The 18,361-nt window shown below is 37.7% G+C and carries 11 protein-coding genes and 2 pseudogenes; 11 read left to right on the plus strand and 2 right to left on the minus strand.

Annotated elements, in window-relative coordinates; translation table 11 throughout:
- The first annotated feature begins 8 nt into the window (after positions 1-8).
- The 6 genes and pseudogenes from metH (at position 9) to B0186_RS08160 (ending at position 9,864) form a co-directional block, all read left to right on the plus strand.
- Positions 9-3,691: pseudogene (metH, locus tag B0186_RS08135) on the plus strand (methionine synthase).
- A 223-nt stretch (positions 3,692-3,914) separates the two neighbouring features.
- The gene (locus B0186_RS08140; protein WP_078218864.1) at positions 3,915-6,113 is read left to right on the plus strand and encodes a hypothetical protein; all 2,199 of its coding nucleotides are present in this window, start codon (positions 3,915-3,917) and stop codon (positions 6,111-6,113) included.
- Positions 6,114-6,123: 10 nt separating this feature from the next.
- A complete protein-coding gene (locus tag B0186_RS08145) occupies positions 6,124-7,824 on the plus strand; it encodes a LeoA/HP0731 family dynamin-like GTPase (RefSeq protein ID WP_078218865.1) in 1,701 nt (566 codons plus the stop codon).
- A 259-nt stretch (positions 7,825-8,083) separates the two neighbouring features.
- The gene (locus tag B0186_RS08150; RefSeq protein ID WP_078218875.1) at positions 8,084-9,103 is read left to right on the plus strand and encodes a virulence RhuM family protein; all 1,020 of its coding nucleotides are present in this window, start codon (positions 8,084-8,086) and stop codon (positions 9,101-9,103) included.
- Between the two features lie 79 nt (positions 9,104-9,182).
- A pseudogene (locus B0186_RS08155) lies at positions 9,183-9,404 on the plus strand (vitamin B12 dependent-methionine synthase activation domain-containing protein); the annotation flags it as partial.
- Positions 9,405-9,453: 49 nt separating this feature from the next.
- Positions 9,454-9,864 carry a hypothetical protein gene (locus tag B0186_RS08160; protein WP_078218866.1) on the plus strand — a complete coding sequence of 137 codons (411 nt, stop codon included), beginning with the start codon at positions 9,454-9,456 and terminating at the stop codon, positions 9,862-9,864.
- A 97-nt stretch (positions 9,865-9,961) separates the two neighbouring features.
- Here the strand turns inward: B0186_RS08160 and B0186_RS11800 are convergent, their stop codons facing one another.
- A complete protein-coding gene (locus tag B0186_RS11800; RefSeq protein WP_169832926.1) occupies positions 9,962-10,099 on the minus strand; it encodes a hypothetical protein in 138 nt (45 codons plus the stop codon).
- Positions 10,100-10,195: 96 nt separating this feature from the next.
- Between B0186_RS11800 and B0186_RS08165 the strand changes: the two genes are divergently transcribed.
- Positions 10,196-10,567 carry a hypothetical protein gene (locus B0186_RS08165; protein WP_078218867.1) on the plus strand — a complete coding sequence of 124 codons (372 nt, stop codon included), beginning with the start codon at positions 10,196-10,198 and terminating at the stop codon, positions 10,565-10,567.
- Positions 10,568-10,584: 17 nt separating this feature from the next.
- On the plus strand, positions 10,585-11,424 hold the full coding sequence (locus tag B0186_RS08170) for a DUF72 domain-containing protein (RefSeq protein WP_078218868.1): 840 nt from the start codon (positions 10,585-10,587) through the stop codon (positions 11,422-11,424).
- 202 nt (positions 11,425-11,626) lie between these two features.
- On the opposite strand, the gene B0186_RS08175 is transcribed toward B0186_RS08170, so the two are convergent.
- Complete coding sequence (locus tag B0186_RS08175; protein WP_078218869.1) at positions 11,627-13,135, minus strand: SWIM zinc finger family protein; 1,509 nt, start codon at positions 13,133-13,135, stop codon at positions 11,627-11,629.
- Between the two features lie 168 nt (positions 13,136-13,303).
- Here B0186_RS08175 and hsdR point away from each other — a divergent pair, with 168 nt between their 5' ends.
- From hsdR to B0186_RS08190, 3 genes are all read left to right on the plus strand, one after another.
- Positions 13,304-15,661, plus strand: coding sequence for an EcoAI/FtnUII family type I restriction enzme subunit R (hsdR, locus tag B0186_RS08180; RefSeq protein WP_078218870.1), 2,358 nt, complete (start codon positions 13,304-13,306; stop codon positions 15,659-15,661).
- Positions 15,662-15,905: 244 nt separating this feature from the next.
- Positions 15,906-17,375: a class I SAM-dependent DNA methyltransferase gene (locus tag B0186_RS08185; protein ID WP_078218871.1), complete on the plus strand. Its 1,470-nt coding sequence runs from the start codon at positions 15,906-15,908 to the stop codon at positions 17,373-17,375.
- A 13-nt stretch (positions 17,376-17,388) separates the two neighbouring features.
- The coding region (locus B0186_RS08190; protein ID WP_211272435.1) for a restriction endonuclease subunit S at positions 17,389-18,361 on the plus strand (973 nt) is incomplete at its 3' end.

Genomic DNA, 18,361 nt, shown 5'->3' on the forward strand with positions numbered 1-18,361 from the left:
ACTTTATTGTGAAAAACATAACATCAATTTTAAAAAATGCCCTTGAGAAACGCATCCTTATTCTAGACGGTGCGATGGGGACGATGATCCAAAAATATAAACTCACCGAAGCAGATTTTCGTGGCGAGCGTTTTAAAAATAGCCCCGTTGATTTGCGTGGTAATAACGATTTATTAACCCTAACCCAGCCTTTGCTAATTAAAGCCATTCACGAGAAATATTTGGCGGCTGGTGCAGATATTATTGAAACCAATACTTTCAGTTCAACCACTATTGCCCAAGCCGATTATGAATTACAAGCGGTTGCCTATGAGCTCAATTTTGCAGGGGCGAAATTGGCTCGTTTAGCCGCAGACAAATACAGCACGCCAGAAAAGCCTCGTTTTGTGGCGGGGATTTTAGGGCCAACCAACCGCACAGCCTCAATTTCACCCAATGTAAACGATCCCGGTTTCCGTAACGTCACCTTTATGGAATTGGTAGATGCTTATGCGGAAGCCACTCGAGGTTTAATCGAAGGTGGTTCAGATCTGATTATGATCGAAACCATTTTCGATACCTTAAACGCTAAAGCGGCTGCCTTTGCTATTGACCAAGTGTTTGAAGAATTGGGCGTAATCTTACCAATTATGATTTCAGGCACGATCACCGATGCCTCTGGGCGAACCCTTTCAGGACAAACCACCGAAGCCTTCTACAATTCTCTGCGACACGTTAAACCTCTCACGTTCGGCTTGAACTGTGCCTTAGGCCCGAAAGAGCTTCGTCAATATGTGGAAGCTATGTCGAAAATCAGCGAAACCTATGTGTCTGTTCACCCTAACGCAGGCTTGCCAAATGCCTTTGGTGGCTATGTTTTAGGTGCGGAAGAAATGGCGGCTCATTTAAAAGAATGGGCAGAGCAAGGTTTTGTGAACATTGTCGGCGGTTGCTGTGGGACAACCCCTGAACACATTAAAGCCTTTAGTGAAGCGATGGAAGGCATCAAACCACGTCAGCTCCCTGAAATCAAAACCGCTATGCGTTTATCTGGGCTTGAGCCATTAACTGTTGATGAAGATAGCCTGTTTGTCAATGTGGGCGAACGTAATAACGTGACGGGTTCGGCTAAATTTAAGAAGCTCATTAAAGAAGAAAAATTTGCCAAAGCCATTGAAATTGCTATTCAGCAGGTGGAAAACGGGGCACAGGTCATTGATGTCAATATGGACGAAGCCTTGCTCGATTCGGAAAAATGTATGGTTCGTTTCCTAAACATTATGGCGACGGAACCTGATGCGGCAAAAGTGCCAGTAATGATCGACTCGTCCAAATGGGAAGTGATTGAAGCAGGCTTGCAGGTGGTGCAAGGCAAGGCAATCGTGAACTCGATTTCCTTGAAAGAAGGGGAAGAAAAATTTATTCAACAAGCCAAGCTCGTTCGCCGTTATGGTGCGGCTGTGGTGGTGATGGCGTTTGATGAAGTGGGGCAAGCGGATACGGAAGATCGCAAAGTAGAAATCTGTACCAGAGCCTACAACATTCTGGTGGATCAAGTGGGCTTTCCGCCTGAAGATATTATTTTTGACCCCAACATTTTCGCTATCGGCACAGGAATTGAAGAGCACAACAACTACGGTGTGGATTTCATCAATGCCGTAGGGCGAATTAAACAGAGCCTACCGCACGCCAAAATTTCGGGCGGTGTGTCGAATGTGTCCTTTTCATTCCGAGGTAACAACGTAATGCGTGAAGCTATTCATGCCGTTTTCCTTTATCACGCCATTAAGCAAGGCATGGATATGGGGATTGTCAATGCTGGGCAGTTGGCGATTTATGATGATCTCGATCCTGAAATGCGTAACATCATTGAAGATGCGGTGTTAAATCGTAGTCCAGATGCTACCGAGCAACTGATTGAACTTGCAGAAAAATACCGAAATTCGACCGCTCGTCAGGAAGATAACAGCGTAGCCGAGTGGCGAACTTGGAGTGTAGAAGAACGCTTGAAACATGCTTTAGTCAAAGGGATCACCAATCATATTATTGAAGACACCGAAGAAGCTCGCTTGAAATTTAGCTCGCCATTGGAAGTGATCGAAGGACCGTTAATGGACGGTATGGATGTGGTGGGCGAGCTGTTTGGCGATGGCAAAATGTTCCTACCGCAAGTGGTAAAATCTGCTCGAGTGATGAAGCAATCGGTGGCTTACTTAGAGCCATTTATCAACGCTACCAAGCAGAAAGGTTCGTCTGCGGGCAAAGTGGTGATTGCCACGGTGAAAGGCGACGTGCACGATATTGGTAAAAATATGTCAGCGTGGTGATGCAATGTAACAACTTTGAAGTAATTGACTTAGGCGTGATGGTGCCTGCGGATAAAATTGTCGACACCGCCATTCGAGAAAAAGCCGATGTGATTGCTTTAAGTGGTTTGATTACTCCGTCTTTAGATGAAATGGAATATTTCTTAGGGGAAATGACCCGTTTAGGCTTAAATCTGCCTGTGATGATTGGCGGAGCGACCACCTCAAAAGAGCATACGGCGATTAAACTCTATCCAAAATATAAGCACGAAGTGGTTTACACCACCAACGCTTCTCGTGCAGTTACTGTTTGTGCAGCACTTATGAACCCAGATACCAAAGCGGAATTATGGGAGCGAATGAAAAAGGAATATGAACAAATTCAGCACGCCTTTGCTAACAAAAAAGCCCCACGCAAACAGTTACCAATTGAAGAGGCAAGAGCCAATCGCTTTGATGCCTTTGCGGGCGAATGGGCGGATTATCAAGTGCCACCGCCAAAACAAACGGGCATTATCGAATATAAAAACGTGCCGATTGCCACTTTACGCAAATTTATCGACTGGTCGCCATTCTTTATGTTATGGGGCTTGATGGGTGGTTACCCTGATGCTTTTGATTACCCTGAAGGTGGCGAAGAAGCTCGCCGAGTGTGGAATGATGCCCAAAAAGTGTTAGACGAATTAGAGCAAAACGGCAAACTCAACCCAAGTGGCGTAATGGGGATTTTCCCTGCTTGTCGAGCGGGCGATGATATTGAAATTTTTGCAAATTCCGACCGCACTTCGCTAGTGGGCAAAGTCTATAACCTACGCCAACAAACCGAACGAGGCAAAAACAGCAAAAGCCCATACAACCTTTGCTTGAGCGACTTTATCGCCGATAAAGAAAGCGGACAGCAAGACTGGTTCGGTATGTTCGCCGTTTGTGCTGGGATTGAAGAACACGACTTAGTGGAAGGCTACAAAGCCGCAGGGGACGACTACAACGCCATCTTACTGCAAGCGGTCGGCGACCGTTTAGCAGAAGCCATGGCGGAATACCTTCATTTTGAACTTCGCACTAAAGTTTGGGGCTATTCAGATGAAACCATGGATAACGAGCGTTTAATTCGTGAAGAATACATCGGCATCCGCCCCGCCCCCGGCTACCCAAGCTGCCCAGAACACACCGAAAAACAGATCATCTGGGATTTATTGGAAGTGGAACAACGCATCGGTATGAAACTTACCGAAAGCTACGCCATGTGGCCCGCTGCCTCCGTCTGCGGCTGGTACTTCTCCCACCCAGCGAGCAATTACTTCACCTTAGGACGCATAGACGAAGATCAAGCGAAGGATTATGCGAGAAGGAAGGGGTGGAGTGAGAAAGACATGGTGAAGTGGTTGAGTGTGGCGATGAAGTGATAGTAAAATATGGTGCAAATTTGTTATGCACTTGTGCTATTTATAGAGGTTAGTTTAGATAACGACTAAAATGCTATTTAGGCTAAGTAACCTTATCGTAGTAGCCTAAGATCTCAGACTTCCATTTTAAAAAATGTTAGTCAAGAGAAATTTAAGTTAATTCCCTAATGCACTCTCTCATTTAAATTTTATCTTATCAATCAAAATGTTTAGGAAGTATGAAATGCAAGAACAATCTAATTTGATTTATGAACAGTTACAACAACAAATCTCCCAACTTATTGAAAAATTAGTGTTTCAAGACTCTGATGAAAAAATTTCACAAGATATTAGTGTTGCCATTAATAACCTAAACATCTTAAACACACAAATTCAAAAGGAATATGATGAGTTAAAACGTTTAAGTGAATGGAAACGTTTCACCATTGCATTTTATGGAGAGACCAATGCGGGTAAATCTACCCTAATTGAAGCTTTGAGATTACTGCTCAAAGAGCCAACTAAATTAGAAAACCAACGTCAATTTAAAATTCAAGCAGAAAAAAGTGGTTTAACACAAGATTCATTTGACAAAATCCGTCAAACTATTATGGAAAGTGAGAAGGAAATTACTGAGCTTGAAGATAATTTACAACAGATTAATCAAAAATATGCCGAATCTTTAATGAATGCCGAAGTACAAATTAAGCGATTAACAGAATTCTTGGAGGATATTAGGGATAAACAAAGTTTTTGGCAACGTATTATTTCTTGGTTTATTGCTCCAAAGGAAAAAAAGGAGTTAACAATTGTCAAACAAACATTAAGCGATATTCAACAGGAAAAGCAAAATGAAACTGAACAAAGTGAGAGAGAATTAAAGCTTTTACTGCAAGTTAAGCGAAAAGCAGAAAGTGAAAATGAACGGTTGCTTACAGAAGCTGAACATTTAAAACAATTTGCGGATGGTCAAATCATTGGTGATGGTCGCTCAGACTTCACTCGAGATAATACCTCTTTTGATTTTAATTATAATGGTCAAGAGTTTTCTTTAATCGATGTGCCAGGTATTGAAGGTGATGAAAATATTGTTCGTCAGCCCATAGGGGAAGCTGTAAAAAAAGCCCATGCTGTCTTTTATATAACACGAACACCACGTCCTCCTCAAACCCATGAGGGAGAAGAAGGTAAAAAGGGAACACTTGAAAAAATAAAAGAGCATTTGGGTGATCAAACTGAAGTTTGGGCAATTTATAACCATTCAGTGAATAACCCTCGTCAGTTGAAAGTGCCATTAATTGGAAATGATGAGAGAGAAGGTTTGCAAGCGTTAGATAGTAAACTTAAAATTGAGTTAGGAGAAAAATATTGCCAAAGCCTAGTGGTAAGTGCAAGGCCAGCTTATTTGGGTTTAACTGAATGTGTAATACCAGGCAGTAAAGATGCTAATGAACAAAGAAAATTTTTATCACGCTTTGCATCTAAACAAGAAATATTAAACTTGAGTGGATTAAATGATTTTGTTGAAAAATTATCTTCTTCAATTATTGGCGATTATCGCAATAAAATTAAGTGTTCAAATCTAAACAAGGCCTGCAAGGTTTTGAATAAAGCTATTTTTGAATTAGAGGAGCTGAATCATCAATTTAATTCTGGGCGAAAAAAAATCCGGAGCGAGGTAAAAAACGCTCAAGCACAAATTAAGGTGTTATTAGAGCAGTTTGATAGTGGCTTAGACTCATCTGGAGGTAAAATTATTCGTCAATTTGAAAGCAGGGTGGGTGAACAAATTTACAATGATATTGAATATGATATAAGTAATGATAGTTTTAAAAGTCGTCTAAAGAGCACAATGGAATCAGAGGCTAAGCTTTTGGAAAATAATATACGTTGTATTATTGAAAAAGAATCCCAGGTGTTTGAAGAAGAAATTACAAAAATTGTCAATCGCACCAATAAGCATCTCAGAAGTATTGTAAATCTACAGAATAATACATTTGCCTTAAATAAATTTGACATGGATATTAAGATCGATAATGGTATTGAATTGGGGAGTCTGATAACAAGTGCTATTAGTCTAGTTACAGGTGTAATAGCGTTAGCGAGCAATCCTGTTGGTTGGACTATTGCTTTTGTTGGTGGAGTGTTAGCATTATTGGGGGCAGTTATTGGTACGGTAAAAACAGTGATAGGTATTTTTAGTTCTTCTTATAAGCAATCCCAACAACGCAAAGAAACAGATAAAGCTATACGCAATGCCAAATCTAAAATCGAGCCTGAATTAAACAAAATTTTAGCTAAGATTAAACAAGGGATGCATGAGCAAATTCAACCTGTTATTACAGAGTTGGAAATGCCATTGAAACAATATGAATCAGTGATGCAAGTTTTAAAATCTGCTGAAAAAGAATTGCAGTTAGTTTCTCAACGTATTAAATATTAAGGAGAGTAAAATGTCTAATACATTAAACACCTTTAAGGTTCAACAAGAAAAAACTCAACAGATGTTGAAAAAACTAAGTCATTTTATTGAGCGTGGTCTTGAGTTTGGTTTGAATCCTAATCCCGATTTGTTGAAAAAACTACAGACAGCGTCTAAGTCAATTGAAGGTAACATTTTAAAAGTGGCCTTGATTGGTGGCTTTTCTGAAGGTAAGACTTCCATTGCGTCTGCTTGGTTAGAGCGTTTAGATCAAAGTATGAATATTAGCCAACAAGAGTCCTCAAATGCAGTTAAGATCTACACGGTGGATAATGAAATTGAGTTAATTGATACACCGGGGCTATTTGGCTTTAAAGAGCAACATAACAGTGCTGGTCAGATTGAGAAATACAAAGAAATGACTAAGAAATATGTGAGCGAAGCACATTTGGTTTTGTATGTTATGAACTCAACTAACCCAATAAAAGACAGCCATCAAGAAGACTTACAATGGTTGTTTCGTGATTTGAATTTGTTATCAAGAACTGTTTTTGTGTTAAGTCGTTTTGATGAAGTGGCTGATGTGGAAGATGATTGGGATTATCGTGAAAACTTAAAAACTAAAACAGAAAATGTTTTAGGTCGCCTAAAAAACATTATTGGTTTAACTGAAAAAGAAGCATCACAAATTAAAATTGTGGGAGTGTCAGCAAACCCTTTTGGGGAAGGTACTGACTACTGGCTAGATAATTTGGACGAATTCAAAAAATTATCACGAATTCATATGCTTCAAGATGCTACTCGTCAAACCATCGAGAAAAATGGGGGGGCTATGCCAATTGTGTTTGAAGCACAAAAAAGCATGATTCAGGATATTTTGGGTAAGCAGTTGCCTATAGTAAAGAAAACACAAGAAACACTTGATATTGAATTGGAGCATTTGGCTGATATTACTCAGCACTTAAGTGCAGAATTAAAACCTATGGAAGTTAAGATTAGTAACGTACGAATAGGGTTAAGAGAATTTGTTCTAGATTATTTCACAGGTTTAATCCGCCAAGTAAAAGGAACAGATTTAACAACTTTTGCTGATTTTTACGAAAGCGAATTAGGTAAAGACGGTATTATTCTAAATACGCGAATTGAGCAAGAATTTGACCGTCAGAGCCAAGTAGTAAGCACTTCATTACAAAGAATTAGTTTGGACTTTAATAATGAAATAAGTAGATTTGAGACTTCGATTGGTTCAACGCTAATGGCCAAAGGTTTAGTTTTTTTAGGTAAACAAAAATTAACCAATACTCATGTTTTAGCTGCGAAAGATAGTGTCATTTCAATGGGTAAGATGGTTGGTCTAGACCTTGCGAAATACCTAAAATTTAAACCTTGGGGAGCAGTTAAATTTGCGGCTAGAGCTAATGCTGTTATAGCTTTTGCTGGTATTGCACTGGAAGCATGGGATTCACATAAAAAAGCACAAGCTGAACGTGAATTTAAAGAAATGATTGCAGAGATTGTTGCTATGCTAGAAGAACAGAGGGAAGGCTTATTAAACTCTTTAAATGATACCAATTTTGTTGGGCAACTTTTCCCTAGATATATAGAATTGCGAGAACAGTTTAAGGCTATTCAAGAAGATAATGCACAAACTGTTGCACGCAGACAAGCTTTCAGTGAATGGAAAAAAGAAGGCTTGATTATTGAGGGTGAATATCTCATTTTGGAGCAATAATTCGCTCAGAATAGAATAAAATTATAGCGATACAACGGTACGCTCTATCTATTCGGTATGACTAAATCTGATTTTTTTTACTATTTATAGCCAACATTATGATGCTATTGAAATAAAATGTTTCATAAATCAACCGACCTGAAGGCGTTGTAGGATATGGTGGAGAAGGTAAAAAAGCGGTTGAAAATCTCATATTTCCATTCGACAAAATCATAACAAGAGGTCACTTTCCTATAAAATTTTGCAACGGTATTTAATGATGAGCAAACTTATCCGTAACAGCACAGCTGAATTTTTGATTTTTACCAATCAAACAGGCGATCAAAGTATTGAAGTTCGTTATGAAGATAATGAAATTTGGCTGACACAAAAACGTATAGCTGAGCTTTTTGAAGTATCATTACCTACAATTAATGAACATCTAAAACATATTTTTGTTAGTGAAGAACTTAACAAACTTTCAGTTATTCGGAATTTCCGAATAACTGCTACAGACGGTAAAAATTACAACACTAAACATTATAATTTAGATGCAGTAATTTCTGTTGGCTATCGGGTTAATTCCTTGCGGGCAACACAGTTTCGTCAGTGGGCAACTAGAGTTTTGCGTGAATTTTCGCAGAAAGGCTATGTGCTAGATCGGGAACGAATGGAAAACGGCTCGTTCTTGGGGGAAGATTACTTTGAGCGGTTGTTGGAAGAAATTCGTGAAATTCGCTTATCGGAACGCCGTTTTTATCAGAAGATTACTGATATTTATGCCACTGCGGTGGATTACAACAAAGATGCTCCCACAACCAAGCAGTTTTTTGCTACTGTTCAAAACAAACTGCATTACGCTATTCATCAACATACTGCAGCGGAATTGATTCGGGAGCGAGCTGACAGCAATCAGCCAAATATGGGACTGAGCACTTGGGCAAAATCGCCCGATGGCAAAATCTTAAAAAGCGATGTGTCGGTAGCAAAGAACTACTTGAATCATGAAGAGTTAAAAGATTTGGGGGCGATCGTCAATGCGTTTTTAGACCTTGCTGAACGGCGAGCCAGACGACAAATTCCAATGACAATGGAAGATTGGGCAAAGCGGTTGGATATTTTCTTAAATGCGGATGATTTACCGATTTTAGACAACAAAGGCAAAATCAGTTTTGATGAAGCAAAACTTTATGCCGAAACGGAGTTTGAAAAATACCGTATCATTCAAGATCGCAAATTTGAAAGCGATTTTGACCGCTTGTTGAAAAGTCAAAAAGGCGCTTTAGAATCCAATGAATAGTAAAATGCAAACACTATAATAGCGCCTATAAGGAATATCAAAATCTAGTTATATAAAGCATTCATCGTAGATGAATACTATCAAGAATTTATTGGAAGTGGAACAACGCATCGGTATGAAACTCACCGAAAGCTACGCCATGTGGTCCGCCGCCTCCGTCTGCGGCTGGCACTTCTCCCACCCAGCGAGTAATTATTTTACGTTAGGGCGAATTGACGAAGATCAAGCAGTGGATTATGCGAAACGGAAAGGTTGGGATGAGAAGACAATGCTCAAGTGGCTGAGTGTGGCGATGAAGTGATATAATTATAATCAGTTTATATTACTATAATTTATTAAAGGAGTTTTGAATGTTTGAAATAGAATGCCCCCATTGTAGAAAAAATAATAAAATTAGGTTACCAGAAAATGCAGAGTGTAGACATTGCAAAAATAGTCTTGATGAATATCGATTTAGTTCAAAATCTCTAGTTAAGCCTATTTTAGCCACTTCCGCTACAGCTTTATTTGCTGGATCTGTTATTGGATATGTTGTTGAGGATCGTTTAGACATTGTTAGATATAGACCAGAACTTGAATTTGCAATTATTAGTCAATGTTCAAATTCAGGAACAACTTACTTGTCAAAAACTAAGTTTGAAAGATATATTCGAATTTGTAGTTGTGCATTAGAAAAAACTATGAAAGAGATCGGTTATAAAAATACTATAGATAATGAATTATCTATAGTATTTGGAGAAAAATTATCAGAGTGTAAATAATTTATTTTTTGGGTGGATTATTTCCTCTACCTTTACCAGAAGGGTTACCAGTTTTGCTAGGAGCATTATTTAAAAATGTTGTATTCATATTATCTCCTTATTTCTTACCTTGGTATTTAGGGTTATTAGGGTTAAGTTGATTAGATCTATTATCCTGAGCTTTTTGATAAGCTGGATTATTAGGATTCAACTGATTAGAGTGGTGATTAAGATTTTTTTGTGATTGTGTATTCATTTTAATTTTCCTTAAAATTAGTTAATGATGAGTAGAAATACGTCTTCTACTCGATATAATCTTAAGATACAAAAAGGGACAATTAGGGACAAAATGATGAATAAATGTACAAACGAAATTCAAGTTCTTCAAAAAGAGATTAAATCAGTATTAGACGAAATTGGTTGGAAGCAAACAGATTTAGCAAGGAAAATATGTGAAAGTAAATCTAATTCTGGGATACCTGATTGTGATATAGATGAAGAAAAAGAATATCAGAAATTAAAAAAACAGTTATCTCGTTGCACAACTGATATAGGTATACTAGATCAAATTATGCAAGTGATTATAGAAGATCCAAGTGTTAAAAATAAGGGATTTATAAGAATTCCTAAAGTAGGTATTAAGGATTTTACACAAGATGAGCAGAAATTATTAATTAGTATTGAAGATATATCTAAAAAATTTTTTGAGAAGGAAAGCTTATAAAGATGCTTTAAAATCAAATACAAACACCCCACATCTACATCGGCACTGGCGGTTATAGCGATACGGATTTAATCGGTACGCTTTATCCATTTGGTACAGATAAATCGGATTTTTTGACAATTTACAGCCAGCATTATGATGCCATTGAAATCAATAGCACATTTCACGCACCAATCGGGGTGAAGGCGTTGCTGGGTATGGTAGAGAAGGCAAAAGAGCGGTTGAAATTTTCGGTGAAATTGCATCAGGATTTTAGCCATAAACGCACCGCACTTAAACAACAAGCAGAAGCCTTTTTAAATGCGTTACAACCATTGGTAGAACAAGATTGTTTGGCGAATTTGTTTATCCAGTTTCCCTCGAGTTTTGAGCGGACTCAAGCCAATCGTTATTATCTTGCGGAATTAGTGTCTTGGTTTGAAGGCTATCCCTTAGCCATTGAATTTCGCCATGCCAGTTGGCATACCCAATCTGTACTGGATTATTTTCAAGGTAAACAAAATTTGATTTGGTGCAATGTGGATTATCCACAGAATATCGGCTTGCCTGCTTTTCAATTTTACGCCAACCAACGCACCGCTTATTTACGCCTACATGGTCGTAATCCAAATTGGTGGAAGGCACAATCAGCGGCAGAACGCCACGACTATCGCTATAATGAAAGCGAATTACAACATTTAGCCAAGTTACTTTACCAACGCAAAAATGAATTCGACCAGCTCTATCTCTATTTCCAAAACACTACCAAAAGCCATTCTTTCTACAATATCGAGAGCTTAAAAGGCTATTTATCCGAATATGGATTTTCAGTAAAAGCCAAACCTGAGTTTTTAATTGGACAGCAGAATTTGTTTTAACTTAACAACCAATCAACAATATAAATAACCTCTATGCCATCAATTTCTGTTTTTCGTCATCATAAAAATTGGAAGTTAATTTCCAATTTTTATCATTTTATGCTTTTATGGAAATAAACTTCCAATTTGGAAAGAAAATCTACTTTTGCAAAATGTTATCAATTTCACACCGCTTGTATCGCTATTAGGAAGAAAAAATCGTTTATAGCTTTATGGCTTCCAATTCTCTTATCAATGCAGGTCTTCTACTGTAATTGGCTTTTATACGAGCCACAACCTCACTCAATTCATTGTAAATATAAGGATATTTTTTGAGTAAGCGATTTATTGTTCTTACCCAGACAACATATTTGGGACCAGTATTAATGGTTTCGATTTCTTTTTCCAATAAATAAAGCCAATGAAAAATAACTTTTTCACGTTGGGCTTTAGGTATTTTTTCAGCATAACTTGCGACGAAAGAAAGATTTGAATGAGAAATGAGTAAATTCTGAAGCTTATCAAATGCTTTTTCTAAAATAAAAAAATCTGCCAATTTACTATTTAATCCAAATTGAGCAATATGATGCTCAATTTTGCTCGCTTTTTCTTGCCACTCTAAATCTGAGCAAGTCGCTTTGAGTGATTGATAAGCAGATAAATGAATTGAGTTATTTGTATCTATTAGCAATTTTTCAGCACAATCGATCACTTTATCTCTTTGGTTAGTTTTTTTAGCTACATTTAATAAGATTTCTTGCCAGCCCTGTTGGTATATCCTTGCTTGATTTGTTGCTAATCCTTCGCTAATCAGTTTTTCAAGTAATGAGTAATTTTCCTGTTCTAAGGCTAATTCAATCGCTAAATTACGTATTTCAGCAAAAGAAAGATTATCTGCTAAGAATTTTTCTGCAAGTGATGGATCTTGATATCTTAGAGCTTGATAACGCCATACCATAATAGCATTTTGTTGATACCGCTCTGCATTTTTTTCATATTCAGTAATCCAATCTAAAACTTGCTGTGAACGGTTAGATTTATTCAGTGCTGTTTGCCAATGTTCTAATACGCCGAAGGTTTCCGCAAGCCAAAAAAAACCTTTATTATCGATCCATCTCTTCCAAGATTGCTCAATATTTGTCCGTAATTTGCGATTTTGTGTAGTTTGATACAGCTGATTGAGATGGAATGCCGTTTGCCCCATTATTTCCCCTAAAAGACCATCAGAATCATCGGAATGCTGAATAATCTTACTTAATCGACCGTAAAGAGTCTTCAATAATTTGAACTGATAATCTTCAGATAAATCCTCTAAATTATCGATAAATATAGAAAGTTCATCCGCAAAACGTTGTGCTTCCCAGTAATCACAACCACCAGAATATTGATTACAGATATTTCTTAAATCACGGATATATAACTCATCTTCTGTGGGTGGAACAATTTTGGTTTGAGACAGATTATGAATATTCCCCATTTTAGCTAATACTTCAAACCACACAGCAACAATATGTTTACAGCGATATTCATACGGACAAGTACATTCTGCTTTCGACAGACCGCCCTGTTTATTTAGGGAAAGTGTTACATAATAAGGGAAAGTACCTTCAACCTTAGCAAACCAAGTAGAACGAACTTTCTCTAATTCAGACACTTTATTTTGTTTGAAATAATCTAACCCTCGTTGTGTGATGGTATCCCCAAAGATTGAAGTGATTTTTTGAATGTTCATAGCTTATTCCTTATAAGAATATTTAGTTAAAATGCTACGCTCTATCAATTAAAAATACAATAAACTCACTTGCATTACCTTTTCGTCCTTGATCAAAAACTTTTCAAAAAACAGACCGCACTTTTTGCTATAATCTTCCCATAATCAACACTTATCGGAAGGAAAATTATGTTTAGCCTCGCAGAAAAACGTGAAATGTCAGAAACGGATATTCGTTCCAAATTTATTACGCCAGCGATTAAAAATGCAGGTTGGGATGATCGCCAAATTCGAGAAGAATTTTCTTTTAAAGCCGATAAGCAGTTTACTGATGGTCAGATGTTAGTTGATCCCAAAACCAAGAAAGCCAGTCGCAAAGATGGTAAACGTGCTGATTATCTGCTCTATCACTCAGCTAACCACAAAATTGCTGTCGTTGAGGCAAAAGACAACAAGCATACTGCAAGAGATGGACTGCAGCAGGCGATGGATTACGCTTTGTTACTCGATATTCCTTTTGCTTACAGCTCTAATGGCGATGAATTTATTGAACATGATTTTCTCACAGGTAAGCAGCGTACTCTGCCGATGACGGCGTTTCCAACACCAGAAGAATTAGTAGAGCGTTGGCAACAACAATATAGCCCTGAACAGCTAAAAATTATCCAACAACCCTATTACACCAGTGCGAGCGATACCTTCAAAGAGCCTCGTTATTATCAAGAAATTGCAATTAACCGCACTGTTGAAGCTGTTGCTAAGGGACAAAATCGCATTTTGTTAGTGATGGCAACGGGCACAGGCAAAACCTATACCGCTTTTCAAATTATTCACCGCTTAAGAGCTAGCGGTGCGAAACGTAAGGTACTATTCCTTGCGGATCGCAATGTGCTTATTGATCAACCGATGACGCAAGATTTCAAACCATTCAAAGACAAAATGGTAAAGGTATCGAATAAAAAATTAGATAGTGCCTTTGAAATTTATCTTGCCCTTTATCAACAGTTAGATGGTGAAGCGGATAATGAGCTGTTTAAACAGTTCCAACCTTCTTTTTTCGATTTAATTATTATTGACGAATGTCATCGAGGTAGTGCTAAAGAAACCTCCAACTGGCGTGCTATTTTGGATTATTTTAGCAAAGCGACTCATATTGGGATGACGGCTACGCCAAAAGAAACGGCAGATGCTAGTAATATCACCTATTTTGGCGATCCTATTTATACCTACAGCCTTAAACAAGGAATTGAAGATGGTTTTCTTGCCCCTTATCGTGTGATACGAATGGATTTGGATTGTGATTTAAAAGGCTGGCGACCAACAAAAGGCTTAAAAGATAAAAATGGAGACTTAGTTGAAGACAGACTTTATACCGTCAAAGATTTTGACTACAACATTATTTTGGACGACCGTACCAAATTAGTTGCAGAGAAAATTTGCGAATTTCTCGCCAAAAATAACCGCTTGGATAAAACCATTGTCTTCTGTGCCAATATCAATCATGCTCAACGAATGGTGCAAGCCCTATCCGAGCTGAACGCCGATATGTTAAAGCAAAACCCCAAATATATTCGCCAAATTACCGGCGATCAAATCGGGAAAAACAGTGATTTAGAAGAGTTTTGTGATGTTAAAAATGAGGGGAATAGCTATCCAGTGATTGCTGTGACCTCAAAGCTAATGACAACAGGCGTAGACAGCAAAACCTGCAAACTTGTAGTACTAGATGCCAATATTCAGTCAATGACCGAATTTAAACAAATTATTGGACGAGGCACCAGATTACGCCCCGATGCCGGCAAAGAATTTTTCACCATTATGGATTTTCGTGGTGTAACCGATCTGTTTGCTGATCCTGATTTTGATGGCGAGCCTTTAGTTATTATCGATCCTGATATTGAAAAGCCATCGCCCAATAAAGGTGATGAAAACTCAACAAGTTCAGATAATGGAAATACAGTTGATGAACCAACTCCGATTTACAAGCCAGTCGTCATTATTGAAGCGGGCAAGCTAAAACTTCGCATTATTGATGAAAAAGTTCAGTATCTCAACGAACAAGGCGAACTGGTTTCCAAAGATATAGATCTCTACTCCAAACGTCATATCCGCCAAGATTTCACTTCTTATGAGCAGCTACAAGAAAGCTGGCTAACAAGCGGTGAGATTTTCTCCAAATTTTACACCAACCAAAAATGGATCAACTCCCTGCGTAATAAACATAAATGGGGCAATAACGTGGATGATTTAGATGTCTTCCGCAACATTGCCTTTGACAAACCTGTGCTAACCAAAACCGAACGTATCACCAAAGCCAAAAACAGCGGTTATGTAGAACAGTACGACGAAGAAAACCGTCAAGTGTTAGGGCTATTGCTTGATGAATACAGCAAATCGGGCGTGAAAGATTTAAGCAAACCTGAACTGCTTAAAAACAGCCAGTTTGAACCTTTTGGTGGCTTGATTTCTATTGTCAAAAAATTTGGTGGCAAAGAGTTATACCAAAAAGCAGTGAAAGGTTTAGCAAAAGTGCTTTATGCGGATTAACAAATGAAAAGAGAAAAATTACAGCAATTATTAACTAAGCTTATCCAACAACCTAAGGAATGTGAGTGGCTTGAGTTTAAACATAATTACCATTTTGATTTATTGTTTGTTAATTAAACATTTTATTTGATGGTTTTCCATCTACAAAAACAATAAAAATCATAACCATCTGATTAATAAAATATTTTTTATTTGATGGTTATTTGATTGTCCGAAATGAAAAGTATAGAAATGAAGGAACAATATGAGCTTAAATAATTTAGTAAAACGCCTGCAAGATGTAATGAGAAACGATGCAGGGATTAATGGTGATGCACAGCGTATTGAACAGATCGTGTGGATTTTATTCCTGAAAATCTATGATGCAAAAGAGCAGGAATGGGAACTCATCAATGATGATTACCGCTCGATTTTGCCACCAGCGTTAAGATGGTCAAATTGGGCGAAAGACAATAAAGATGGGCAAGCGATGACAGGCGATGAGTTGTTGAATTTTGTCAATAATGAGCTTTTCCCAACGCTGAAAAAATTGCCTATTTCCTTTAATACACCGATGAACCAGAAGATTATCCGAGCAGCTTTTGAGGATAATAACAACTATATGAAAAATGGTGTGTTGTTACGCCAAGTAATTAATATTATTGATGAAATTAACTTTGAACAATATCAAGAACGCCACGCCTTTGGCGATATTTATGAGAATATTTTGAAAAGTTTGCAAAGTGCGGGGAACGCTGGGGAATTTTATACGCCAAGGGCTGTAACAGATTTTATGGTGCAGATGATTGCGCCTAAATTAGGCGAAAAAATCGCAGATTTCGCATGTGGTACGGGAGGCTTCCTTACTTCTGCGTTGAAATTATTGGGAAAACAAATCCAGTCCGTTTCTGACCGCACTTTATTTAACAATTCCGTCTATGGCATTGAGAAAAAGGCATTGCCACATTTACTCTGTGTAACCAACTTGCTGTTGCACGATATTGATAATCCGAATGTACATCATGACAATGCTTTGGAGAAAAATGTCAAAGACTATACCGAAAATGAAAAGTTTGATGTCATTTTAATGAACCCACCCTATGGGGGGAGCGAAATTGAGCAGATAAAAATGAATTTTCCTGCCGCATTGCGTAGCAGTGAAACGGCGGATTTGTTTATGTCTGTGATTATGTATCGCCTGAAAAAGAACGGACGTGTTGCGATAGTATTACCTGATGGCTTTTTGTTCGGTACGGATAATGCCAAAATGGCGATCAAACAAAAACTGATGAATGAGATGAATTTACACACCGTTATTCGTCTGCCTCATAGTGTTTTCGCACCCTATACATCAATCACTACCAATATTCTCTTTTTTGATAATACAGAACCGACCAAAGAAACTTGGTTCTATCGTTTGGATATGCCAGAAGGTTACAAAAACTTCTCGAAAACCAAGCCAATGAAATTGGAACATTTTAATCAAGTGATGGAATGGTGGCACAATCGACAAGCTATTGAAATTGATGGCTTCGACAAAGCCAGAAAATATAGCTATCAAGAAATTGCTGATCGCCAATTTAATCTCGACCTTTGTGGATTTCCCCACGAAGAGGAAGAAATTCTCCCGCCAGATGAATTAATTCAACAATATCAGCAAAAACGTACCGCACTTAATGCCGATATTGACAAGATCTTGGCTGAAATTACGGGAATTTTAGGGATTAAATTGTAGGATTAGGTGCAAAATGAAAGCTCAACAACTAAAAAACGCTATTTTACAACTTGCCATTCAAGGAAAGCTCGTTCCACAAGATCCAAATGATGAACCAGCCTCCGTACTGCTTGAAAAAATTAAGCAAGAAAAAGAAAAATTGATTGCAGAAGGTAAAATAAAAAAAAGCAAAAAAGCTTCTGATAACCCCCCTTATCTGAACGAGAGCGAATTACCCTTCGAAATCCCTGAAAGTTGGGTTTGGGTGAGGTTGGGGGATATATCTTCATACATACAAAGAGGAAAATCTCCTCAATATTGTACTAAATCCCCTTTTCCTGTTATTTCACAAAAGTGTATCCAATGGGAGGGGCTAAAAATGGAATATGCGAAATTTATTACAACAGACAGCCTAGACAAATATGCAGATATTCGTTTTTTAAAAAATAAAGACCTTTTATGGAATTCAACTGGGCTGGGGACATTAGGCAGAATTGCTATATATTTTGAGAAACTTAATTCATATGAATTATCCGTTGTGGATAGTCATGTCACAGTAGTTAGATTACTTAAAGTAGTTCCAGAATATATCTATTATTATTTATCAAGTTATTATGTTCAATCTGTAATTGAAGATAAAGCTGATGGATCAACAAAGCAAAAAGAGCTTTCTTTAGCAACAATATCAGGATATTTACTTCCACTCCCCCCACTCTCCGAACAGAAACGCATTGTTGCTAAAATAGAAGAATTACTGCCTTTTATTGAGCAATATGCAAAAAAAGAGCAAGAGCTGACCGCTCTTCATCAAGCTTTTCCTGAACAGCTGAAAAAATCTATTTTACAGGCGGCTATTCAAGGTAAATTAACAGAACAAAACCCAAATGATGAGCCTGCTGTTGAGCTTATTAAACGCATTCAAATGGAAAAAGAGCGGTTGATTTTAGAGAAAAAAATCAAAAAACCGAAGCAACATTCTGAAATCATTGTTCGTGATAATTTCCATT

This window comes from Canicola haemoglobinophilus, from assembly GCF_002015075.1.
GTDB lineage: Bacteria > Pseudomonadota > Gammaproteobacteria > Enterobacterales > Pasteurellaceae > Canicola > Canicola haemoglobinophilus.